Annotated in this window: 22 protein-coding genes; 15 read left to right on the top strand and 7 right to left on the bottom strand. The window is 69.7% G+C overall.

Going from position 1 to position 21,402, the window contains the following annotated elements; genetic code table 11:
* Positions 1-68: 68 nt before the first annotated feature.
* Genes coaD through mutM form a run of 5 tightly spaced genes read left to right on the top strand, consistent with a single transcriptional unit; the run spans position 69 to position 2,998 of the window.
* A complete protein-coding gene (gene coaD, locus JOD60_RS10850; RefSeq protein WP_076690625.1) occupies positions 69-566 on the top strand; it encodes a pantetheine-phosphate adenylyltransferase in 498 nt (165 codons plus the stop codon).
* A gap of 52 nt (positions 567-618) precedes the next feature.
* Positions 619-1,167, top strand: coding sequence for a YceD family protein (locus tag JOD60_RS10855; protein ID WP_076690626.1), 549 nt, complete (start codon positions 619-621; stop codon positions 1,165-1,167).
* Positions 1,168-1,169: 2 nt separating this feature from the next.
* On the top strand, positions 1,170-1,379 hold the full coding sequence (rpmF, locus tag JOD60_RS10860; RefSeq protein ID WP_040165203.1) for a 50S ribosomal protein L32: 210 nt from the start codon (positions 1,170-1,172) through the stop codon (positions 1,377-1,379).
* Positions 1,380-1,395: 16 nt separating this feature from the next.
* Entirely contained in the window at positions 1,396-2,088 is a 693-nt protein-coding gene (gene rnc / locus JOD60_RS10865; protein WP_076690627.1) for a ribonuclease III, read from the top strand.
* Complete coding sequence (gene mutM / locus JOD60_RS10870; protein ID WP_076690628.1) at positions 2,081-2,998, top strand: bifunctional DNA-formamidopyrimidine glycosylase/DNA-(apurinic or apyrimidinic site) lyase; 918 nt, start codon at positions 2,081-2,083, stop codon at positions 2,996-2,998. The genes rnc and mutM overlap by 8 nt, the downstream gene beginning before the upstream one ends.
* A 9-nt stretch (positions 2,999-3,007) precedes the next feature.
* Here mutM and JOD60_RS10875 read toward each other — a convergent pair whose 3' ends face one another.
* Together JOD60_RS10875 and JOD60_RS17045 are read right to left on the bottom strand one after the other, a co-directional pair.
* Complete coding sequence (locus tag JOD60_RS10875; RefSeq protein WP_076690629.1) at positions 3,008-4,090, bottom strand: GNAT family N-acetyltransferase; 1,083 nt, start codon at positions 4,088-4,090, stop codon at positions 3,008-3,010.
* A 97-nt stretch (positions 4,091-4,187) separates the two neighbouring features.
* On the bottom strand, positions 4,188-4,319 hold the full coding sequence (locus JOD60_RS17045) for a hypothetical protein (protein ID WP_269746929.1): 132 nt from the start codon (positions 4,317-4,319) through the stop codon (positions 4,188-4,190).
* A gap of 374 nt (positions 4,320-4,693) precedes the next feature.
* On the opposite strand from JOD60_RS17045, the gene smc reads away from it, so the two are divergent.
* A complete protein-coding gene (gene smc / locus JOD60_RS10880) occupies positions 4,694-8,206 on the top strand; it encodes a chromosome segregation protein SMC (protein WP_076690630.1) in 3,513 nt (1,170 codons plus the stop codon).
* A 147-nt stretch (positions 8,207-8,353) separates the two neighbouring features.
* On the opposite strand, the gene JOD60_RS10885 is transcribed toward smc, so the two are convergent.
* Both JOD60_RS10885 and JOD60_RS10890 read right to left on the bottom strand, forming a co-directional pair.
* Positions 8,354-8,536, bottom strand: coding sequence for a hypothetical protein (locus JOD60_RS10885; RefSeq protein WP_076690631.1), 183 nt, complete (start codon positions 8,534-8,536; stop codon positions 8,354-8,356).
* 390 nt (positions 8,537-8,926) lie between these two features.
* Positions 8,927-9,628 (bottom strand): hypothetical protein, encoded by a 702-nt coding sequence (locus JOD60_RS10890; protein ID WP_232321600.1) that lies wholly within the window; start codon positions 9,626-9,628, stop codon positions 8,927-8,929.
* 638 nt (positions 9,629-10,266) lie between these two features.
* Between JOD60_RS10890 and ftsY the strand changes: the two genes are divergently transcribed.
* Positions 10,267-11,139 (top strand): signal recognition particle-docking protein FtsY, encoded by an 873-nt coding sequence (gene ftsY, locus JOD60_RS10895; protein WP_076690634.1) that lies wholly within the window; start codon positions 10,267-10,269, stop codon positions 11,137-11,139.
* A gap of 27 nt (positions 11,140-11,166) precedes the next feature.
* Positions 11,167-11,667, top strand: a complete 501-nt coding sequence (locus JOD60_RS10900; protein ID WP_076690635.1) for a DUF2004 domain-containing protein — start codon at positions 11,167-11,169, stop codon at positions 11,665-11,667.
* 1 nt (position 11,668) lies between these two features.
* On the opposite strand, the gene lipA is transcribed toward JOD60_RS10900, so the two are convergent.
* Positions 11,669-12,694: a lipoyl synthase gene (lipA, locus tag JOD60_RS10905; RefSeq protein WP_076690636.1), complete on the bottom strand. Its 1,026-nt coding sequence runs from the start codon at positions 12,692-12,694 to the stop codon at positions 11,669-11,671.
* Positions 12,691-13,347 (bottom strand): lipoyl(octanoyl) transferase LipB, encoded by a 657-nt coding sequence (gene lipB, locus JOD60_RS10910; protein ID WP_076690637.1) that lies wholly within the window; start codon positions 13,345-13,347, stop codon positions 12,691-12,693. The genes lipA and lipB overlap by 4 nt, the downstream gene beginning before the upstream one ends.
* A 93-nt stretch (positions 13,348-13,440) precedes the next feature.
* On the opposite strand from lipB, the gene JOD60_RS10915 reads away from it, so the two are divergent.
* From JOD60_RS10915 to JOD60_RS10935, 5 genes are all read left to right on the top strand, one after another.
* Positions 13,441-14,139: a uridine kinase family protein gene (locus JOD60_RS10915; RefSeq protein ID WP_076690638.1), complete on the top strand. Its 699-nt coding sequence runs from the start codon at positions 13,441-13,443 to the stop codon at positions 14,137-14,139.
* On the top strand, positions 14,136-14,699 hold the full coding sequence (locus tag JOD60_RS10920; RefSeq protein WP_076690639.1) for a TetR/AcrR family transcriptional regulator: 564 nt from the start codon (positions 14,136-14,138) through the stop codon (positions 14,697-14,699). Before JOD60_RS10915 ends, JOD60_RS10920 begins: the two co-directional genes overlap by 4 nt.
* Positions 14,700-14,851: 152 nt before the next feature.
* Entirely contained in the window at positions 14,852-16,408 is a 1,557-nt protein-coding gene (ffh, locus tag JOD60_RS10925; protein ID WP_076690640.1) for a signal recognition particle protein, read from the top strand.
* 237 nt (positions 16,409-16,645) lie between these two features.
* Positions 16,646-17,701 (top strand): hypothetical protein, encoded by a 1,056-nt coding sequence (locus tag JOD60_RS10930; protein WP_157127940.1) that lies wholly within the window; start codon positions 16,646-16,648, stop codon positions 17,699-17,701.
* Positions 17,698-19,380, top strand: coding sequence for a glycosyltransferase (locus JOD60_RS10935; RefSeq protein WP_076690642.1), 1,683 nt, complete (start codon positions 17,698-17,700; stop codon positions 19,378-19,380). Before JOD60_RS10930 ends, JOD60_RS10935 begins: the two co-directional genes overlap by 4 nt.
* Before the next feature lie 3 nt (positions 19,381-19,383).
* Here the strand turns inward: JOD60_RS10935 and JOD60_RS10940 are convergent, their stop codons facing one another.
* Entirely contained in the window at positions 19,384-20,544 is a 1,161-nt protein-coding gene (locus JOD60_RS10940) for a glutamate--cysteine ligase (RefSeq protein WP_076690643.1), read from the bottom strand.
* 184 nt (positions 20,545-20,728) lie between these two features.
* Here JOD60_RS10940 and rpsP point away from each other — a divergent pair, with 184 nt between their 5' ends.
* Together rpsP and JOD60_RS10950 are read left to right on the top strand one after the other, a co-directional pair.
* Positions 20,729-21,166: a 30S ribosomal protein S16 gene (gene rpsP, locus JOD60_RS10945; protein WP_076690644.1), complete on the top strand. Its 438-nt coding sequence runs from the start codon at positions 20,729-20,731 to the stop codon at positions 21,164-21,166.
* A 5-nt stretch (positions 21,167-21,171) separates the two neighbouring features.
* Positions 21,172-21,402 carry an RNA-binding protein gene (locus JOD60_RS10950; protein WP_076690645.1) on the top strand — a complete coding sequence of 77 codons (231 nt, stop codon included), beginning with the start codon at positions 21,172-21,174 and terminating at the stop codon, positions 21,400-21,402.

Raw genomic sequence — 21,402 nt, forward strand, 5'->3', positions numbered from 1 at the left:
GCGCGGCACATGGCTGATCGATCGCAACGCGTCGAAATCCCACCCCGCCGCGCCGTTAGGCTGAACGCATGAACAACCGCATCGCGGTCGTCCCTGGATCCTTCGACCCGCCGACCCTCGGACACCTCGACGTCATCCGCCGCGCGGCCGCGCTGTACGACGAGCTGCACGTGCTCGTCGTGCACAACCCCGGCAAGGAGGCGATGCTCCCGATCGCGCAGCGTCTGACGCTCCTGGAGCAGTCCATCGCCGAGCAGGAGATCGAGGGCAACGTCATCGTCGCGTCGTGGAGCATGGGTCTGCTCGTCGACTACGCCGAGGACGTCGACGCGGGCGTGCTCGTCAAGGGCATCCGCTCACAGGTCGACGTCGCCTACGAGACGCCGATGGCGGTCGTGAACCGTCACCTCGCCGCGATCGAGACCGTCTTCCTGCTGCCCGACCCTGCACACGCGATGGTCTCCAGTTCGCTCGTGCGCCAGGTCGCTGCTCTCGGCGGCGACGTCGCACCGTTCGTGCCCGGACCCGTGGCCCGCTTCCTCGACACCGGCGCGCGCGAGGGCTGACGGCCCCCGCGGTGCCGCCGGCGGATAGCATTGCTGGGTGGTCAGAAAGCATGTGAGCGGTCCGTTCGTCTTCCCGGTGCGTGACATCGCGCACCGCGCCGGAGAGATGCGGGAGTTCGACGTCGAGGTGCCCGCCCCGGCGAAGTGGGGCGAGGGGCTCGTGTACGTGGCACAGGGCGAACCTGTGCAGCTGCGGGTGCGACTCGAGTCCGTGCACGAGGGCATCCTCGTCACGACAGAGGTGGACACGACGTACCGCGGGGTGTGCGGGCGCTGTCTCGAGGACATCGACCGGCCTGTCGAAGTCGAGTTTCAGGAGCTCTTCGGGTATCCTGGGACGGAAGCGACCGACTTCGAGGTTCAAGACGACCACGTGGATCTTGAAACTCCGGTCAGGGATTCGATCGTCCTGTCGCTTCCGTTCCAGCCGGTGTGCCAGCCGGACTGCCCCGGCCTTGATCCGGTCACGGGCGAGAAGCTGGCCGCAGGAACCGTGCCGGAAACCCCGATCGACGAGCGCTGGGCCGCGCTGAAGGCCCTCACCCCAGACCAGGACGATGTGGCCGCGCGCCGCCTCGCCTCAGATACAGAGAAGAGCTAGCCATGGCAGGTAACCCCCCGAAGCGGAAGGTCTCCCGCTCCAACACCCGTTCGCGTCGCGCGCAGTGGAAGGCCGAGGCGCCCGCCCTCGTCAAGACCGTCGAGAACGGCAAGGTCGTCTACAGCCGCCCGCACCAGGCGAAGGTCGTCACCGACTCGCAGGGCACCGAGCTGTTCCTCGAGTACAAGGGCCGCAAGGTCGCCGACATCTGATCGCGGCAGCTTCCCGATGACGGATGCTGTGACGGAGCACGCGGTGCTCACCGACAAGCTCGGGGTCGACATCGACCCCGAGCTTCTGTCGCTGGCGCTCACGCACCGCTCCTTCGCGTATGAGAAGGGCGGGACGCCGCACAACGAGCGGCTGGAGTTCCTCGGCGACTCGATCCTCGGCCAGGCCGTGACGGTCCACCTGTTCACGACCCACCCCGAACTCGATGAGGGCGCGCTGGCCAAGCGACGCGCGAGTGTCGTCTCCACCGTCGCGCTGGCCGAAGTCGCCCGCAGCATCGGGCTCGGCGCGCATCTGCGCCTGGGCCGCGGCGAGAATCAGACGGGCGGCCGCGACAAGGACTCGATCCTCGCCGACACCATGGAAGCCGTCATCGGTGCCGCCTACCTGTCGGCGGGTCCTGATGCCGCAACCGGCCTCGTGCTTCGGCTCGTGCAGCCGCTCATGGCCGACCCCGAGCGATACGGCGCGGCCATGGACCCGAAGACCAGCCTGCAGGAGCTCGCGGCGCGGCTCGATCTCGCCCCGCCGGCGTACGTCGTGGAGGCCGAAGGCCCCGACCACCACCGCGTCTTCACCGCGACCGTCGCTGTCGGCGATGTCGCCCGCAGCGGTACCGGGTCGAGCAAGAAGCAGGCGGAGATGGCCGCGGCCCTCGCCGTCTGGCACGCGCTGAGCGACCGTGCCTGAACTCCCCGAGGTCGAGGTCGTCAGGGCGGGACTGGAGCCGGCCGTCGTCGGCGCGCGCATCGTCGCGGTCGATGCTCGCGACCCGCGGGCACTGACCCGCCACTCCGGAGATTCCGCGTCGTTCGAACGCGCCCTCACCGGTCGCACCATCACGGCGGCGGCGCGGCGGGGCAAGTTCCTGTGGCTGCCACTGTCCGCATCGGCGGAGGCCGGCGCCCGAGGACCGCGGGAGGCCGTCGTGGCCCACCTCGGCATGAGCGGCCAGCTGCTGCTGCGGGCCCCAGGCGCCCCCGACGAGCGTCACGAGCGCGTGCGCCTGCACATCCAGCATCCGTCGCACGGCGAGATCGACGTCGTCTTCAGCGACCAGCGCACGTTCGGATCACTCGCCGTCGACACCCTGGTCCCGACCCCCGACGGCGCCGCGGGCGGATGGGGGACGGATGCCGCGGCCACCCCGTCGCAAGTGGCGCACATCGCCCGCGACGCGCTGGACCCCGCCGTCGACGACCGCGCCGTGATCGCTGCGGTCCGCGCGAAGCGCTCCGCGATCAAACGCGTGCTGCTGGATCAGACGGTGCTCAGCGGAATCGGCAACATCTACGCCGACGAGGCCCTCTGGGCGGCGCGCATCCACCCCGAGACGCCCGCCGCCGCGCTGTCGGCGCGGGCGGCGGGGCGCCTGCTCGCCGATGTGCGCGCGGTGCTGCAGAAGGCGCTGGCCGAGGGCGGCACGAGCTTCGACGCGCAGTACGTGAATGTCAATGGTCAGGCCGGCTACTTCGCGCACTCGTTAAACGCATACGGGCGGACGTCGCAGCCGTGCCCTCGCTGCGGCACGCCGGTCGTCCGCGTGTCGTTCACCAACCGCTCGAGTCACTTCTGCCCGCGCTGTCAGCGGCGCCGGTGACCGTTCACCTCACGACAGCACCTTCTTCCACGCGCCCTCGTACACGACGGGGACGAAGCCGATCGCCTCGTTGATGTCGAGCATCGGACGGTTCTCCTCCGCGTTGTAGGTGATCACCTTCGGCGAGGCTGGGGCCTCGGTCGCGCGCCACCGGGTCAGGCCCGCGCACTTGACGAGCTGTCCCAGCCTGTGGCCACGGTGCTCGCGCAGGACGAGGGTGTCCTCCTGGTGGCTGGCCGCGTCGGGGTCGCCGCCGCGCACCAGCTCGTTGAAAGCGACGAGCCCGCCCGTGGCTTCGTGCACAGCGGCGGTCACGAGAACCGTCTGGCCTGCGGCGATGTACTTCGCATCATGACGGGCGACCCGGTCGGCATCCCACACTTCCTCGTCGACCTCGAGATCGGCGTTGGGGGCGTCGGTCGACATGCGTGACTTCATCCACGCGTAGCCGTCGACGTACTCGGGAGGCGTCGGGAGGAGCCACTGCACGATGCGGTAGCCCTGCGCCGCGCGCATCGCCTCGGCGAACAGCGCCGCCACCGTGTCGTCCGCGGTGGTGAGATCGAGCGCGCTCTGCCGGTTGATCTGCTCGAGCGTGTATCCGTGCCGTAGGAAGAAGCGGGCGGCGTGGTCCGTCGGGATCGAGCCGAAGCCGGTCGGCGCCTCCAGGCGCGGACCCGGGGCATCGCGGTGCTCGGCCCACGACTGCAGCACGGTCCGGCCGTGCGTCCGCGCCGTCTGCTCGATGAGCTCGTACGCGGCGGAGCCGATGCCCCGCCCGTGGTGGCTCGCGAGCAATTCGATCAGCCAGTAGGCGGTGCGCGAGCCCTCCTCCAGCGGGATGTCGACGCCGGCGCGGCCGATGAAAACGCCGTCGGCGACGACCGCCCACGCGTGGCGGATCTCGTCGACATCGCTCTGGTAGTGCGGCAGCAGTTCTGCCGGCGTCTTGGCGTCGTCATCGTTGCCGGACATCTCGCGGTACACGAGGTTGCGTACGCGGGTGAACTCGCGGAAGTCGGCGGCATCGGTGTCGTCGACGGATGCCGGGATGGTGAGGGGTCGGAACTCGACCCCGGGGATGTGGCTCATGGGATGTCCTGGGTGGTGTCGGTGTCGGTGTCGGGGATCGTCTGCCGGCTCTTCGGCCGGGGCGTCGTGATGACGCCCCGGCCGAAGGGGAGCGGCGTCACAGGAACGGGCGGATCTGCAGGAGACGCTGCCAGTCGTGCTCCCGCTGCAGCCGATCGCGCTGAGCGAGCCGGAGGCGGCGGTTCTCATATGAGGTGGCGTCGAGCGATGACGCGGTGAAGGGATGCATGATGTGCGGTTCTTTCGTGAGGGAGCGAGCGCTCCGAAGGCGGTGCCGGGCTGCGGCAGCGGCGCGTGGTCGCGGAGGCGACGAAGGCGCGAGAAGGGCGTGCGGGACGCTCAGGTCCGTACCCGGGCGGAGTTCTCCCGTGCGACGGTCAGCCGGCCGTGCGGCGGAATGCGCCGAAGGAGCCGGTCCCGGTGAACGCAACGACGGGAGCGAACGCTCCGGCGGTGTCAATGTGCATCATCATTTCTGGGACCTCCTCTCGACTTCAGACGCGATCTGTCACGTTAGACCCTCCGCATGCGCCGCGTCAAGACGGGATTGCGGATCGGTTCCGCTAGCGTGGTCCGCACACCCTGCCCGCGGAGGACGCCCGAATGCATTTGAAGAGCCTGACGCTCAAGGGCTTCAAGTCGTTCGCCCAGCCGACGACCTTCGCGCTCGAACCCGGCGTGACCTGCATCGTCGGACCCAACGGGTCGGGCAAATCGAACGTCGTCGACGCCCTCGCCTGGGTGATGGGCGAGCAGGGCGCCAAGACGCTGCGCGGCGGCAAGATGGAGGACGTCATCTTCGCCGGGACGTCCACGCGCGGCCCGCTCGGCCGTGCCGAGGTGCAGCTCACGATCGACAACGCCGACGGTGCGTTGCCGATCGAGTACTCCGAGGTCACGATCAGCCGGACGCTGTTCCGCAACGGCACCAGCGAGTACGCGATCAACGGCGACAGCTGCCGCTTGCTGGACGTGCAGGAGCTGCTGAGCGACTCCGGCCTCGGCCGCGAGATGCACGTCATCGTGGGTCAAGGGCGCCTGGACAGCGTGCTGCAGGCGAGCCCCGAGGACCGCCGCGGCTTCATCGAGGAGGCCGCCGGCATTCTCAAGCACCGTCGCCGCAAGGAGAAGACGCTCCGCAAGCTCGAGGCGATGGAGGCGAACCTCACGCGGCTCAGCGACCTCGCGGGGGAGTTGCGTCGACAGTTGAAGCCGCTCGGCAAGCAGGCGGAGATCGCGCGGGAGGCCGCCACGATCGCGGCTGTCGTGCGTGACGCCAAGGCCCGGCTGTTCGCCGACGACCTCGTGGGGCTTCGGGCACAGCTGGCCGACCATGCGCGCAACGAGCAGGAGCGACACGCCGAGCGTCTGGTGCTGCAGGACCAGGCCGAGCAGCTGAAGCTGCGCATCGACGCGCTGGAGGCTCAGCAGCGTTCTGAGGCCGTCGACGCCGCCCGGAGCACCGCCTTCGCGCTGGAGCGTGTGCAGGAGCGACTGCGCGGGCTCTACTCGTTGGCGGGGCAGCGGCTCGCGCTGCTGGAGGACGACGGACAGCTCGCGATCGAGGTGACGACCGTCAGCCAGGGCGCGATCGACGAGGCGCGCGCCGAAGTCGACGAGATCGCCGCGGGTCTCGGCGGTGCGCAGGATGCCGCCGCCACCGCCGGCCGCGACGTCATCCGGGCGCGCGCCGAGCTCGACGCCCTCGACGCCGACATCGCGGCGCAGAGCGCGCTCGTCTCCGAGCACGATATGCGGCTGACGAAGTTGCGCGGCGCCGCCGATGCCGCGGGATCCCGCCTGGACGCGGTGCGCGCGGCGGTGGAGCGCCAGCAGCGCGCCCTCGAGGCGGCCCAGCAGCGACGCGCCGAGGCCGAGGAGGTGCTCGCCGGCGTCGATCCCGACCTCGTCCCGGAGGGATCCTCTGCGGAGCACGCGGCGGCGTACGAACGTGCCCAGCGTGACGCCGCCGACGCCGAGGTCCAGGTGTCGGCGCTGCGGGAACGCCTGCACGCGGCCGAACGCGAGGTCGAGTCGCTCACCGCGCAGTCCGCGGCGCTGAGCCGCGCCCTCGATGTGCGCAACGCGGCCGCTGCCCTCATCGAGCGCGGTGGCCGTGGCATCCGAGGGCTGGTCGGTGACGCCGTGAAGGTGAAGCCGGGGTTCGAGGCCGCCGTCGCCGCCGCACTCGGCGCGCTGTCGGAGGGCGTGCTCGTCGACGACATCGCCGCCGCCCTCGACGTGGCGCGCACGGCGCGCGAGGACGACCTCGGCCGCGTGGACATCCTGCTGGCGTCGGCGTCGGCCCCCGCACCGGATCTCACCGGCGTCGAAGGGGCGACGCCGGCGGCCGATGTCGTGACCGGGCCGGAGGGCGTGCGGGGTCTGCTCGCCTACGTCGCGATCGTCGACGACCTCGCGGCCGCACACGACGCCGCACGCACGCTCACGACGGCGACGGCGGGGGCGCCGGTGACCATCGTGACCCGAGCGGGCGAGGTCGTCACGCCCTTCACCGTGCGTGCAGGTTCCGGCGGCGGCCGATCTCGCCTGGAGCTCGCGGCGGAGCGGGACGGCGCCGAGGAGCGGCTGGCCGAGATCCGCGTCGTCGCCGATTCGCTGCGGGAGGCGCTGGCCGAGGCGCAGGCGGCGTGGGAGTCGGCACGGCGCCACACGAAGGACGCACTGCAGAGCCTCCGCGAGCACGATGCCGCCCTCGCCGCGCACACCGAGCAGGTCAACCGCGCGACCGTGCGGCACGAGGCTGCCGTCGCGGAGTGCGAGCGCCTCGAGGCTGGTCTCGCCCAGGCGCAGGCGGCGGTCGCCGACGCCGAGAAGACCGCGCGTGCCGCGGACGACGCCCTGCAGACGGCACAGCAGGCCCCGCGCCCCATCCTCGACGCGTCGGCGCGGGACGGCCTGCTCGAGGCGTTGGAGACGGCCCGTGACCGTGAGATGCGCGCGCGACTCGAGGTCGAGACCCTCAAAGAGCGGGTCCGCGCCGGCGAGGCACGCGTGGACCAGCTCGTCCGCCAGCGCGAGCGCGAACGCGTCGCGGCCGAGGAAGCCGCCCGGCGCGCGGTCATCCGCCGTGCGCAGCGGGAGCTGGCCGCCGAGGTCGCCGAGACGCTGCCGCCGGTGCTCGACTCGGTCGACCGTTCGGTCACGCAGGCGCGTGTCGAGCTCCAGCTGGCCGAGCAGGCTCGCAGCGCGCTGACGAGCGAGCTCACCGCGCTGCGCGCGGAGGATGCCGCCGTCCGCGAGCGGCTGAGCCGGCTCACCGAAAGCGTCCACGGGCTCGAGCTGCAGATGCACGAGAAGCGTCTGCACGTGACGAGCCTGCTCGAACGCGTCGCGTCTGAGCTCAGCCTCGACGAGAATATTCTTGTTTCGGAATATGGACCTGATCAGCCGGTCCTCGCTGACGATGGCGATGGGGAGCCGACGCCGTTCGATCGTGCGGCTCAGCGGCGGCGGCTGCAGGAGGCTGAGCGCAAGCTCGGGCAGCTCGGCCGCGTCAATCCGCTCGCGCTCGAGGAGTACGCGGCGCTGGAGCAGCGTCACGCGTTCCTCACCGAGCAGCTCGCCGACCTGGTCCAGACCCGCACCGACTTGCAGACGATCATCGCCGACCTCGATGAGCGGATGCAGACGATCTTCCTCGCGGCGTTCGAAGACACCAAGACGGCGTTCGGCGAGGTGTTCCCGATCCTCTTCCCGGGAGGGTCGGGCAGCATCTCGCTGACCGATCCCGACAACCCGCTCACGACGGGCATCGAGGTGTCGGTGCGTCCGGTGGGCAAGAAGATCGAGCGCCTGTCACTGCTGTCCGGCGGTGAGCGGTCGCTCGCCGCGGTCGCGCTCCTGACGGCGATCTTCAAGGCGCGGCCGAGCCCGTTCTACATCCTCGACGAGGTCGAGGCCGCGCTCGACGATGCGAACCTTGGGCGACTGCTCGGGGTGTTCGAGCAGCTGCGTGCGTCGAGCCAGCTCATCGTCATCACTCATCAGAAGCGCACCATGGAGATCGCCGACGCGCTCTACGGCGTCTCGATGCGGCAGGACGGCGTCTCGGCCGTCGTCGGGCAGCGCGTGCGCGAGCGCGAAGCCGTCTGAGCGGCCGCAGTTTCCCGGCATTCACCCCCTTCGACGTCACGGACACAGGAGAAGTCACCGACACAGGACGTGGCGGCGATCACACGTCCTGTCACCGTGACATCTCCTGTCTCGGTGATGCGATGGGTGCCGCGTCGTGGACGTGGCCTACTGGAGGCTTCGCAGAAAGCGCTGCACGAGCCCGGCGAATGCGGGGTCGTCCTGCGGGCGATGGTCTCGCGTGGGGATCACGCGGTGATCGACGCCCGCCTCCGCGAGGGAGGCGGCAATCCGTTCATACTCGGCGTTCCAGCGGCCGGTGATCACGAGCGCCGGGATGCCCGACAGCACATCGGTGCGGATGCCGTGGCCCCACGGAACGTTGCCCTGTGCGAACCTCGCGGCAGCGGTTCGACGAGGACCATGGCCAGGAGGGCCGGGCAGCCGTCTGCCGCGATCATGGCAGGCACTGCCCCGATCGAATCGGCGAACAACACCGTCGGCCCGCGCAGCGAGTGTCTCAACCGCACGGCCTGGTCCTGGATCGACTCGCTCCACGAGAAGGCGAACGACACAGACTCGGGGCCAGCGGTCACGCGCGGCCACGCGTCGCGAATCGTGCGTCGGTCACTGTGGATGAAGACCTCTGCGAGATGACGCGGCACGGATCGAGGGTACCCGCGCAGCGCATCCCGGCATCCGCCGCCTCGAGATCGCGGATGCAGGACGGCGAGTCGGTGGTCAGGGCGCGTCGCGCCAGTCGACGACTTCTGCTGCCGCGAGCGGAACCGCTGTGGGGTCGAGCACGTGCGGGATGCCCTGGAACCAGGCGCCGCTGTGCCCGGACGCGGCGAGCTGCTCGAGCCAGGCGCGGTTCGCCGACGTCGTAGCGGTCATCGTCTGATACCTCGCCCGGTCGAACGGGCTCACCTCGCGCGGATCGATGCTCTCGCCCGTCTGCGTGAGCGTCCGATCCAGCCAGACGGAACCGGACGGCAACACGTTCGCCTTGATCGCCCAGAACTCCCACGTCGCGCGTTCGCGTCCGGTGATCTCCCGCCACGCGCGCCAGATCGCGTGCGGGTGGACCGGGCTCAGAAACACGACCTCGGTCCAGAGCGGGTCAACGAGAGGGATGCGGGTGTTTCGGAGGCGACGTCGCTCCGGGGTGTCGTCGTACTTCGCGATCGCGACCGCATGCGCGACCGGGTCAACGGTGGCGAGGTCGCTCAGTGGCAGCAGCGCGGCCGTGCCGTCGACGAGCGGGGTGCGGACGTGGAAGAGGGTCTGCGGCGCGGTTCGAAGCGTACCTGTGAGTGGTTCGAACGGCGGTTGAACGAGTCTCGATACGCTGCGCGCATGAGAAATCCTCGGCTTGGCATTCTTCTGCTCCTGCCGGCGCTGGCTCTGGCGGCGTGCGCGTCCCCGTTCGTGACCGTGCACACGTCGACGCCGGCAACAACTGACACGTCCACACAGCCGTCCCCCGAGGCGTCGACGCCGACGTCCGAGCCGGTCACCGACCTGGACTTCGATCCTGATCCTCGGCTGGATTCCACGTGGCTCGCCGAATGGAGCGACGGGATGATGGCCGATGACGGGTACACGCTCACCGCCCCGGACGACGGCAACGGCAGCTGGACCTACCGGCACGAGGCCTCGCAGTGCGGGTTGAAGTTCTGGCAGGGCTCGCTCACGGGATTCGACACGTCCAAGGGTGACCAGTCGCTGTCCGATCAGGTCCTCGCGAACGTCTTCGGCGCCGCGGAGGCCGACGTCACCCCGCACGCGCAGACCGTTGCGCTACCCACTCTCGGCGGCGGCGGCGGCACGGCGTCGGCACGTGCGGTGCCCGGGTCGGGGAGCGACGGTGCGGTGTACCTGGTGGTGGCGCGGGGGTTCGGTGCGATGTCATCGGGCCTGACGCTCACCATCGACTGCCCGGCGAGGTCGACCCGACGGTGGTGTACGACGAGGTCAGCGAGCGCGGCTTCTCCCTCTTCGTGCACCCGCTCTTCGACTGAGGTCGCGGACCCACCGACGCGCGCCGAACGGACTGCACCGCCCCATAGGCTGGAGGCATGGCGGAGAGCTCCTGGTCACTCGGTCGCGCGCTGCGCGGCATGTTCGTCAAGCCCACGATCGACGAGAACACGTGGGAGGACCTCGAGACGGCGCTCCTCACGGCGGATTTCGGCCCCGACATCACCGAGCGGATCGTGGAGGAGTTGCGGGAAAAGGTCGAGCGCTTCCGCACGACCGATCCGCGTGACCTGCAGCGGATGCTGAAGGAGACCCTCGAGGAGCACTTCGCCAAGTTCGACACCACGCTGCGACTCACCGAGCGTCCGGCCGTCGTGCTGGTGGTCGGGGTGAACGGCGTCGGCAAGACGACGACGATCGGCAAGTTCGCGAAGTTCCTGCAGCGCTACGGTCGCTCCGTCGTGGTCGGGGCGGCCGACACCTTCCGCGCCGCCGCCGTCGACCAGCTCGCGACATGGGCCGAGCGCGGGGGAGCGACGATCGTGCGGCCGCAGCACGAGGGTCAGGACCCGGCATCCGTCGCCTATCAGACCATCGACTACGCAAAGCAGCACGGCACCGAGATCGTCCTCGTCGACACGGCGGGACGACTGCACACCAAGAACGGGCTCATGGACGAGCTGACGAAGATCCGCCGCGTCATCGAGAAGCAGGCGCCGATCAGCGAGGTGCTGCTCGTGCTCGATGCGACGACGGGTCAGAACGGCGTCATGCAGGCCGAGGCCTTCCTCGAGCATGCCGGAGTGACCGGGCTCGTCCTGACGAAGCTCGACGGGTCGGCCCGGGGCGGGTTCGTGCTCGCCGTGCAGGAGCGCACCGGCATCCCGGTCAAGCTTCTCGGCCAGGGTGAGGGCATCGGCGACCTCACCGGCTTCACGCCGCACGTCTTCGCCGCGGCGCTGGTGGACTGAGGCGCCGGAGGGTGGTTGCATAGGGCCATGGCGATCGAGCACGACTACTTCGGACTGCTGGAATCGGGACCCGACGGATCGATCTTCTGGTCGGAGGTGGTCGACTTCGCCGATCAGCGGGTGACGGTCGACCTCACCGCTCCCGACCAGGACGACGTGTCCCAGGCCGCCCTCGACGTCGCCGCCGCGATGATCTCCTCGCTCGAGCAGATCGACCTCGCGTCGCGGAACGCCATGGTCGCCGAGCTCGACGACCGCACGAGTGAGGTCACAGAGTACCTGCTGCAGCAGCAGGAGAGCCTCGGGGAAGACCTCGACGATGTGCTGGTGGACATCTCCGGCGACGTCCACATCGACATCATCCGCTCGCTGCAGCTGGTGAGCATGACGATCCTCGCCGACGAGCACGGCGGCTCCGACCCGTTCGCGGTGCTGGAGTATGCGCTCGATCCCGACGCCACCGACGAGGTTCTCCTCGTGAACCTCACGAGCGACGGCGACGTGCAGTCGGTGACGAGCGCCGACTGACTCAGACGGCCTGGGCGAACCCCAGGTCGGCGTCTGCCAGGTGCGCGAGGTCCGCGGGCAATGCGCGCCCCTTCGCCGCCATCGACTGCGCCCAGAGGCGCCCCGCGCGATAGGACGAGCGCACGAGGGGGCCGGCGAGGACCCCGAGGAAGCCGATCCGTTCGGCCTCCTCCTTGAACTCGACGAACTCCTGCGGCTTCACCCAGCGTGCGACCGGCAGGTGGCGTGGCGTCGGACGCAGGTACTGCGTGATCGTCACGATGTCGGTGCCGGCGTCGTAGAGGTCGTGCAGCGCCTGGACCACTTCCTCGGGCTCTTCGCCCATGCCGAGGATGAGATTCGACTTCGTGATGAGCCCGGCGTTCCGCGCCTGCGTCAGCACGTCGAGGGAGCGCTCGTACCGGAACGCGGGTCGGATGCGCTTGAAGATACGCGGGACCGTCTCGACGTTGTGGGCGAAGACCTCGGGCCGCGCATCGAACACCTCGCTGAGCAGCGCCGGCTCGCCGTTGAAGTCGGTGGCGAGCAGCTCGACGCCCGTTCCCGGGTTGACGGCGTGGATCTGACGGATCGTCTCGGCGTTGAGCCACGCCCCGCCGTCGGGCAGGTCGTCGCGTGCGACGCACGTGACAGTCGCGTAGCGCAGCTGCATCCGGCGGACGCTGTCCGCGACGCGACGCGGCTCGTCGGTGTCGTAGGCGGCGGGCTTGCCGGTGTCGATCTGGCAGAAGTCGCAGCGGCGCGTGCACTGCGAGCCGCCGATGAGGAACGTCGCCTCGCGGTCCTCCCAGCACTCGTAGATGTTGGGACACCCGGCCTCCTGGCAGACCGTGTGCAGCTCCTCGCCCTTCACGAGCGCCTGCAGCGCCTGGTACTCCGGCCCCATCTTGGCCTTGGTCTTGATCCACTCCGGCTTGCGCTCGATGGGGGTCTGCGCGTTGCGCACCTCGAGACGCAGTAGCTTGCGCCCCTCCGGTGCGTTCGCGGGACCCGCCTCGCCGGTCGGAGTCACACCGCAGCCGCTCATGCCGCGACCTCGGATCCGGACACGGGGGCGGCGAAGGATGCCTGGAAGGCGGCGCTCACGGCATCCACCACGTCGACGGGGCGGATGTCGCGACCGAGCATTTCGGAGAGGGTCGTGACCCCGGCATCCGAGATTCCGCACGGGACGATCTGCGAGAACGGCAGCAGGGAGTTGTCGCAGTTGAGCGCGAAGCCGTGCATCGTGACGCCCCGCTGCACGCGCACGCCGATCGCGGCGATCTTGTCCTCGGACAGGGGCCGGCGCACCCAGACACCGCTGCGCCCTACGACGCGATAGCCGTCGACGCCGAGGCCCGCGAGCACGTCGATGAGGATCCCTTCGAGTCGCCGCACGTGCGCGACGACGTCGACGGGCTCGTGCAGCCGCACGATCGGGTACCCGACGAGCTGACCCGGACCGTGCCACGTGATCTTGCCGCCGCGGTCGACGTCCACGACCGGCGTTCCATCCGTCGGCCGTTCGTGCCGAGCCGTACGGGCGCCGGCAGTGAACACCGGCTCGTGCTCGACGAGCAGCAGGGTGTCCGGACGCGTCCCGGCGACGACGTCGGCGTGGATCTCGCGTTGCAGGGCCCAGCCCTCGGTGTAGGGGACGAGGTCGGGCGCGAGCCCCACCGTGCGGATGTCGAGCATCGTCTCTCCTGACTGGTCTGCCATCGCGTTTGTTGGACGCAGACCAACAATACGTCACGGCGGCGCCGCGAGCGCTCGCGTTAGGGTGAGCGCATGCACCTCGACCCGCTCCGCGTCGAACTGAGGCCCGCGCCGGGGGAGCCCGCGGTCGGCGCGTGGCAGCGCACTCCGGTCAGCCAGTTGACCGCGCACCTCACCTCGGTCGCCGAACGGCCGGGGCTGGCGGAGCGGACCCGGATCATCGCGGTCGACGGGCGCAGTGGCGGCGGCAAGTCGACCCTGGCGGCGCGTCTCGTCGATCACCTGCCCGGCGCCGTGCACATCGGCACGGATGACTTCGCGTGGAACGCCCCCATGTTCGCGTGGAGTTCGCTCGTGCTCGAAGGGCTGGTCGCGCCGCTCGCGGCGGGGCGCGAGGTGCACTATCGCCCGCCCGCGTGGGATGCCCACGAGCGCGCCGGTGCGATCGACGTGCCGGCGGCCACGACCTTCGTCGTGCTCGAGGGCGTGGGTGCTGCGTGCCGCGAGCTCGCCGACGTCGTCGATGCCGTCGTCTGGGTGCAGTCCGACGTCGCCGAGGCCGAGCGCCGCGGCATCGCCCGCGATATCGCACACGGAGGGAACGGCGACGAGGCGGCATCCATCGCCTTCTGGCACGACTGGATGGCCGCCGAGCTCGCGTATCAGGATGCGCAGCGCCCGTGGACCCGCGCCGACGTCATCGTCGCGGGCACCCGTCCGGACGGCGATGTCGACGGCGACGTCTTGTGGATGTCGGGACCGTTGCGATGAGCGCCGGCGCCGACGCGCGCGGACGGCCCCGGGCGACATCGCGCGACACGATCGCCGAGGCGGCCTGTGAGTTGTTTCTCGAGCGCGGCTACGCGGACACGACCGTCGCGGAGATCACCCGCCGCGCGGGCGTGAGCCGGTCGAGCTTCTTCAACTACTTCGGATCGAAGGCCGACGTCCTCTGGGGCGGGTTCGATGAGCGGATGGATGCCGCGGTGGCGGCACTGACCACGGGCGCGCCGGTGCGGGAAGCACTGCACAGGCTCGTGGACGGCTTCGCCCCCGACGCGCTCGCGCTCGCGATCACGAACGCCGACGCGATGGGCATCGCCGGCGACCTCGACGACGAGCGGGCGCTGCGCACCGGTCGGCTCGCCCGTGCCGTGTCGGACCGGCTGGCCGGCGACGGCGCACCGCGGCTCATCGCAGACGTCCGGGCGGGGGTGGCTGCCGCGGCCGTTCTCGCCGCTGTGTGGGCGTGGGCGTCCGCCGGCACCGCGCGCGGCGACCTCGGCGGCCTTCTCGACGAGGCCCTCGCCGCGGCATCCGTCCCTCTCTGACTCGGGGCGCAGGCGAGTCCACGACACCAACTGCAAGGGATGCTGCGCGACACGCCGCGATTGCGCCCGCGCCTGCGGCGTGTCGCGGCAACGACCTTGCAGTTAGCTTGCGCGCCGGGCGCGGAAGACGCGGCCGGTAGAATCGAGCCATCATGGCGACTTTCGGCACCCTCAGCGACCGGCTGACAGAGACGTTCCGCAACCTCCGCACCAAGGGCAAGCTCACGCCCGCCGACGTCGACGGCACCGTCCGCGAGATCCGTCGCGCGCTGCTGGATGCCGACGTGGCACTGCCGGTCGTCAAGGACTTCACGGCGAAGGTGCGCGAGCGCGCGCTCGGCGACGAGGTCAACAAGGCCCTGAACCCCGCGCAGCAGGTCGTGCAGATCGTCAACGAGGAGCTCATCGCGATTCTCGGCGGCCAGCAGCGTCGCCTGCAGTTCGCGAAGACCGCCCCGACCGTCATCATGCTCGCGGGCCTGCAGGGTTCCGGTAAGACGACCTTCGCGGGCAAGCTCGCCAAGCAGCTCGAGAAGGACGGCCACACGCCGCTGCTCGTCGCCTGTGACCTCCAGCGCCCCAACGCCGTCAACCAGCTGCAGGTCGTCGCCCAGCAGGCCGGCGCCGCCATCTACGCCCCCGAGCCGGGCAACGGCGTCGGCAACCCCGTGAAGGTCGCCAAGGACGGCGTGGATTACGCCCGGCAGAAGCAGCACGACGTCGTCATCATCGACACCGCCGGCCGCCTCGGCGTCGACGCCGAGCTCATGAAGCAGGCCTCCGACATCCGCAAGGCCACCGACCCCGACGAGGTCCTGTTCGTCATCGACGCGATGATCGGTCAGGATGCCGTGAACACCGCCAAGGCGTTCCAGGACGGCGTCGACTTCACCGGTGTCGTGCTCTCCAAGCTCGACGGCGACGCGCGCGGCGGTGCGGCGCTGTCGGTGGCATCCGTCACGGGCCGACCCATCATCTTCGCGTCGACGGGGGAGGGCCTCGACGACCTCGAGGCGTTCCACCCCGACCGCATGGCGAGCCGCATCCTCGACCTCGGTGACATCCTCACGCTCATCGAGCAGGCCCAGCAGGCCTTCGACGAGGAAGAGGCCCGCAAGGTCGCCGAGAAGCTCGCGACCGAGCAGTTCACGCTCGAGGACTTCCTCGAGCAGCTGCAGCAGATGAAGAAGATGGGCTCCATGAAGAAGATGCTCGGGATGCTCCCGGGCATGGGCCAGATGAAGCAGCAGCTGGAGAACTTCGACGATCGCGAGATCGACCGCACCGAGGCGATCATCCGGTCGATGACGCCGGGGGAGCGCCGCAACCCCAAGGTGCTGAACGGCTCGCGCCGGCTGCGCATCGCGCGCGGGTCGGGGATGACCGTGACGGACGTGAACCAGCTGGTGCAGCGGTTCGACCAGGCCGCGAAGATGATGAAGACCGTCGCGCGCGGCGGGGTTCCCTCGATCCCGGGCATGGGATCGCTCGGCGGCAAGCCCGGGGCGTCCGCGAAGCGCGGCAACAAGCAGAAGAAGGGCGGCGGCTCACGGTCGGGCAACCCTGCCAAGCGCGCGGCGGAGAACGCCGGCCTCGCGGCGGCGACGCAGAACGCGCCGACCGGGTCGGGGTTCGGTCTCGGCGCCGGAGCGCCGCAGCCGAGCGAGGCCGATCTGGCGGAGATCCAGAAGCTCTTCGGCAAGGCCTGACGCCCATCGCCCCGAGGGCAGCGCAGTGGAAGCGCACGCCCCGGGCGCACGTCGGGCCGGCGCGCGCACCCACTAGTCTGATTGAAACGCTGTCGGGCCCGTGTCGGCGCCCACGGGAGAGGGCGCGGGTATATTGCGGTGACACAGACGACACTCTTCGACCGTGATACGCCGCTCTACATCGAGAGCGCGTCGGGCGTGTTGCCGAAGTTCCCCGCTCGCCGGAGGGAGCGATGGTTGCTCCGATTCGGATTCTTCCTCATCTTCGCCGCTGTCGCGGTGTGGTTCGAGATCGCCTCCGACGGACAGCAGACCGCGACGGCCAACGCGGAGCTGGCAGCGCGCATCGCCGATCTCCGACTCGGGGCGGGCATCGAGCCCATCGAGGCGCTCCATCCGCTGATCACCGGCATCCTTGCATCCGTCATCCCCGGCGGTGCGTTCGGACTGTCGATCGCAGGCTGTGTCGTCGGGGCATTCCTCGTGCAGCTGATCGTCCAGTCGCTGGAGCGCAAGGCGGTTCCTCGCCCGCTCGCGGTGGCGCTCGTCGTGGCGCTCAGCCTGACGCCGATGTTCTTCTACATCGTCACGACGAACTTCCAGGCCGTGCTGAGCCTGACATTCTTCGGGTTCGCGATGATCGCACTCCTGCGCTTCACCACGTTCGCCAACACGCAAGCGGGATTCCGTGCGGGCTTGCTGCTGGCACTAGCTGCGTTCTCGGACACGACCGCGGCGTTCGCCGTGCTCGTCGTCGCGGCGGCCGGCCTGGTCCTGGTGCAATCCCGGCAACGTGCCCGCCTCGCCAATGCGCTCGTGATCGCCTATCCCACCGTCGCGTTCTACGCGGCGTTCGCGGCGCTCGGAGTCGCCTTCCGCGTGGGGCCGTTCGCCATGCTCGGGGGTGCCCCTGCGTGGAGTCAGTCGAACGCCGACACGCTGCTCAGCGCTCTGGCCACCCCGGCCGGTGCGCTCTACTACTCGCCCACGGTCGTGATCGCTCTCGCCGCGGGCGTGCTGGGATACCTGTGGCTCGGGCTTGTCGGGGTGCTCCTGACCGTCAGCACCACGCTCGCGTACCTCCTCGGCTACGCGCCCCCGGGCACCGCGGGCAACAGCTTCGTCATGTCGCTGCTTTTCGCCATCGCCCTCATCCAACGGCCGCGTACGCGCCCGCACGCATGGATCCTTGGGGGGACGGCTCTCCTGCTCCTGTGCATCGGCTGGGTGAGCGCATTCGGACGTCCCACCATCCTCACCTGGATGTCCACTCTCACGGGAGGCGCGCTATGACCGGACCGGATGTCGCCTCCGCACTGCTCGAGCGCGAGCTCCGTCACGAATACGTCCGGAATGGGTGGCTCCCCCTGCGTCGCGAGGGCGACGTCGTGGTCGTCGGGGCGGCGCAGCCGCTCGGGCGCTCCCAACGGGCTCGGGTCGAGAAGCTGATCGGCTCGCCGATAACCGTCGAGCCGATGCTGCAGTCGCGGATCGTCGGCGCTGTCATGGCGCAGTTCGGGGCGGACTTCGCTTTTGAGGCGTCGGAGGGGCTGGCGCAGCGCGACCAGGAGCTGTCGGCCAAGACGGTCCTCTCCCGCACGCAGCAGGTGTGCTTGGCCGTCGTCCTGATCCTTCTCGTCGCAGCGGGGATCCTCTGGCCTCTGCAGACGCTGATCACCGTGATCGGCGCCGCGAGCGTCGTCTTTCTCGCCTCGACCGTGTTCAAGTTCAGCATCGCGCTGTTCGGCTCGCGCTTCGATCTCGCCGAGCGCATCGCCGCCGACGATCTGAGGGCGCTGGAGGACGACGAGCTCCCGATCTACACCGTGCTGGTGCCCGTGTTCCGCGAGGCGCGCATCGTGGGCAGGCTCGTGGAGAACCTCGGCCGCTTGGACTACCCCGCCGAGCGCCTCGAGGTTCTCATCCTGGTCGAGGAGGAGGACGACGAGACCCGGGATGCGATCGCCCTGTCGAACCCGCCCGACAACTTCGTCGTCGTCACGATTCCGAAGGGGACCCCGCAGACCAAGCCGCGCGCCTGCAACGTCGGGCTGCAGGTGGCTCGCGGGGAGTTCCTGGTCATCTACGACGCGGAGGACGCGCCGGAGCCGGACCAGCTCAAGAAGACCGTGGTCGCCTTCCACCGAAGCGCCCCCGAGACCGTCGTCATGCAGGCGGCGCTCAATTACTTCAACGCGCGGGAGAACGTGCTCACCCGCATGTTCGCCCTCGAGTACAGCTACTGGTTCGACTACATGCTGCCCGGGCTCGACGTGCGCGACCTCCCGATCCCGCTCGGCGGCACGTCCAACCACTTCCGCACCGCGGCGCTGCGGGAGCTCGGCGGCTGGGACCCCTACAACGTGACCGAGGACGCCGACCTCGGGATCCGCGCGAGTGCCCTGGGATACCGCGTCGGCGTCGTCGACTCCACCACGATGGAGGAGGCGACCTCCCGGATCGGCATCTTCATCGGTCAGCGCAGCCGCTGGATCAAGGGGTACATGCAGACCGCCCTCGTGCATGCCCGCCGCCCCGTGCGCCTGCTGCGCAACATCGGGTGGCGTCGATTCGGGGCGTTCGCCCTGCTCATCGGTGGAACGCCCATCACCTTCCTCGGTGTCATCCCGTTCACGGTGATCCTCATCGCGTCGTTCCTGGTTCCGCTCGCCGAGTTGAGCGCGGTATTTCCGCCGCTGGTGCTGTGGCTCTGTCTTCTCAACTTCGTCGCCGGCAACGCGCTGATGGTCTACCTGAACATGATGGGACCGTACAAGCGCGGGGCGTTCCGGCTCGTCGCGTGGGCGCTGCTGAACCCCATCTACTGGTTGTTGCACTCCATTGCGTCCTACAAGGCGCTGTGGCAACTCATCACGAAGCCGCACTACTGGCAGAAGACCGAGCACGGATTATCGGAATGGGTCCCCGAAGCGGATGCCGAGGGGATGGCCCGGACCGGTAGCGCGCCGTAGCGCTCAGGCGTGCTCCGCGAGGTGCTCGCGCAAGCTCGGGCCCTGCCGGAACTCGCGCAGCAGATGCTGGACGACGGCGCGCAGGTCGCCCTCGGCGGCATCGGCGACGACAAGCTGCCGCGCGTAGCTGGCGCCCTCGTCGAGGATCGTCTCCAGCCCGGCGAACTCGCGGGCGCAGTGCAGTTCCTGGGCGATCAGGGCGAGGTCGGCCATCGTCTCGCGCAGATGCTCCGCGACGAGACGCTGCGTCCCCGAGGGGTCGACGATGACCCGCGCCCCCAGCCCGTAACGTGCGGCGCGCCACTTGTTCTCCCGGACGAACCAAGGCTGCAGGCTCGGCAGAGTCTCGCCCTCGTCCAGCCGACGGGAGAAGTGCTCCACGAGCGTCTGCACGAGCGCCGCGACGGCGGCGAGCTCCGGCAGCGTCGACATGCCGTCGCAGGCCCGAACCTCGATCGTGCCCCAGCGCGGCGCCGGGCGAATGTCCCAGCGCACCTCGGTCGCATCCTGTATGACACCGGTGCCGACCATGTCGTCGAGGTAGTGCTCGAACTGCGCCCAGTCGGCCAGCGGCCATGGCAGGCCGGCGGTCGGTAGCTGCTGGAACACCAGCGAACGGTTCGAGGCGTAGCCGGTGCGCTCCCCGGCCCAGAAGGGGCTCGATGCGGACAGCGCTTGCAGGTGCGGCAGGTAGATCGACAGCGCCCCGATGATCGGAAGGACCTTATTGACGTCTTCGACCCCGACGTGCACGTGGATGCCCCAGATCATCATGTTGCGCCCCCACCATTGGGTGCGCTCGATGAGCTTGTTGTAACGGGTCTTGTCGGTGACCTGCTGGTCGTACCACTGCGCGAACGGGTGGCTCCCGGCGCACATCAGGTCGATGCCGCGCGGGGTCGTGAGGCGGCGGACCTCCGCGATCGCGTCCGCGATGTCGTCGACCGCGGCGGCGACCGTGTCACCGATGCCGCTCGTGACCTCCACTGTGTTCGTCAGCAGCTCACCGGTGACGGTGTAGCGCTCCAGCTCCGTGCGCTCCTCGAGCTCCGGCACGAGTTCGGGTGCGCGAGACACGAGATCCCCGGTGTCGGGGTCGACCAGCATGAGTTCCCACTCGAGCCCGACGGTGGAGCGGGCGGAGGTCGCGAAGGGCACCGACATGGGGTCAGTCTGACACGTCGTCGCGCGGTGGTTCGCGGCATCCGTCATGATCTGGCAAAATAGGTCGCTGGACCGCTCGCTCGACCCTCTATCCGGCGAGAAGGCCCACCGCAGAGCTTCCGCCGGGTGTGCACCCCACAGCCCAGGCGTCGTTCATCACCTCACAACACCACTCAGGAGAATTGTGGCTGTCAAGATCCGTCTCAAGCGCCTCGGCAAGATCCGCGCGCCCTACTACCGCATCGTCGTCGCCGACTCGCGCACCAAGCGCGATGGTCGTGTCATCGAGGAGATCGGCAAGTACCACCCCACCGAGGAGCCGTCGTTCATCGAGGTCGACTCCGAGCGGGCGCAGTACTGGCTGTCCGTCGGCGCGCAGCCGACCGAGCAGGTCGCGGCGCTGCTGAAGCTGACCGGCGACTGGGGCAAGTTCAAGGGCGACGCGAACGCGGTCTCGACCGTGCGCACCGCCGGGGCGAAAGAGGAGTTCCAGCTGGACTCCGCCAAGAAGTCCGTCATCAAGCCGAAGGCCGAGAAGAAGGCTGAAGAGCCTGCTCCCGCCGCCGACGAGGCTGCCGAGGTCGAGGCTGGCGCCGAGGCCGAGCAGACCGACGCCGAGTAAGTCCGTTGCTCTCCGCCGCGCTCGAGCACATCGTCAAGGGGATCGTCGATCACCCGGACGATGTCACCATCCGTTCCTCGTCGTCGCCCCGCGGCGACGTCCTCGAGGTGCGCGTGCACCCCGATGACCGGGGCCGGGTGATCGGGCGCGGCGGGCGCACGGCGAAGGCGCTGCGCACTCTCGTGTCGGCTCTCGCCGACGGTGCGCGCGTCCGTGTCGACGTCGCGGACGACTGA

The sequence above is a fragment of the Microbacterium aurum genome (assembly GCF_016907815.1).
Lineage (GTDB): Bacteria > Actinomycetota > Actinomycetes > Actinomycetales > Microbacteriaceae > Microbacterium > Microbacterium aurum.

What these genes read in the sequence shown, in the direction of transcription:
- coaD (WP_076690625.1), top strand. Translation starts at nt 69, where the DNA reads ATGAACAACCGCATCGCGGTCGTCCCTGGATCCTTCGACCCGCCGACC.
- rpmF (WP_040165203.1), top strand. Translation starts at nt 1,170, where the DNA reads ATGGCAGGTAACCCCCCGAAGCGGAAGGTCTCCCGCTCCAACACCCGT.
- rnc (WP_076690627.1), top strand. Translation starts at nt 1,396, where the DNA reads ATGACGGATGCTGTGACGGAGCACGCGGTGCTCACCGACAAGCTCGGG.
- JOD60_RS10875 (WP_076690629.1), bottom strand. Translation starts at nt 4,090, where the DNA reads ATGAGCCACATCCCCGGGGTCGAGTTCCGACCCCTCACCATCCCGGCA.
- JOD60_RS17045 (WP_269746929.1), bottom strand. Translation starts at nt 4,319, where the DNA reads ATGCATCCCTTCACCGCGTCATCGCTCGACGCCACCTCATATGAGAAC.
- smc (WP_076690630.1), top strand. Translation starts at nt 4,694, where the DNA reads ATGCATTTGAAGAGCCTGACGCTCAAGGGCTTCAAGTCGTTCGCCCAG.
- ftsY (WP_076690634.1), top strand. Translation starts at nt 10,267, where the DNA reads ATGGCGGAGAGCTCCTGGTCACTCGGTCGCGCGCTGCGCGGCATGTTC.
- JOD60_RS10900 (WP_076690635.1), top strand. Translation starts at nt 11,167, where the DNA reads ATGGCGATCGAGCACGACTACTTCGGACTGCTGGAATCGGGACCCGAC.
- lipA (WP_076690636.1), bottom strand. Translation starts at nt 12,694, where the DNA reads ATGAGCGGCTGCGGTGTGACTCCGACCGGCGAGGCGGGTCCCGCGAAC.
- lipB (WP_076690637.1), bottom strand. Translation starts at nt 13,347, where the DNA reads ATGCTCGACATCCGCACGGTGGGGCTCGCGCCCGACCTCGTCCCCTAC.
- JOD60_RS10915 (WP_076690638.1), top strand. Translation starts at nt 13,441, where the DNA reads ATGCACCTCGACCCGCTCCGCGTCGAACTGAGGCCCGCGCCGGGGGAG.
- JOD60_RS10920 (WP_076690639.1), top strand. Translation starts at nt 14,136, where the DNA reads ATGAGCGCCGGCGCCGACGCGCGCGGACGGCCCCGGGCGACATCGCGC.
- ffh (WP_076690640.1), top strand. Translation starts at nt 14,852, where the DNA reads ATGGCGACTTTCGGCACCCTCAGCGACCGGCTGACAGAGACGTTCCGC.
- JOD60_RS10935 (WP_076690642.1), top strand. Translation starts at nt 17,698, where the DNA reads ATGACCGGACCGGATGTCGCCTCCGCACTGCTCGAGCGCGAGCTCCGT.
- JOD60_RS10940 (WP_076690643.1), bottom strand. Translation starts at nt 20,544, where the DNA reads ATGTCGGTGCCCTTCGCGACCTCCGCCCGCTCCACCGTCGGGCTCGAG.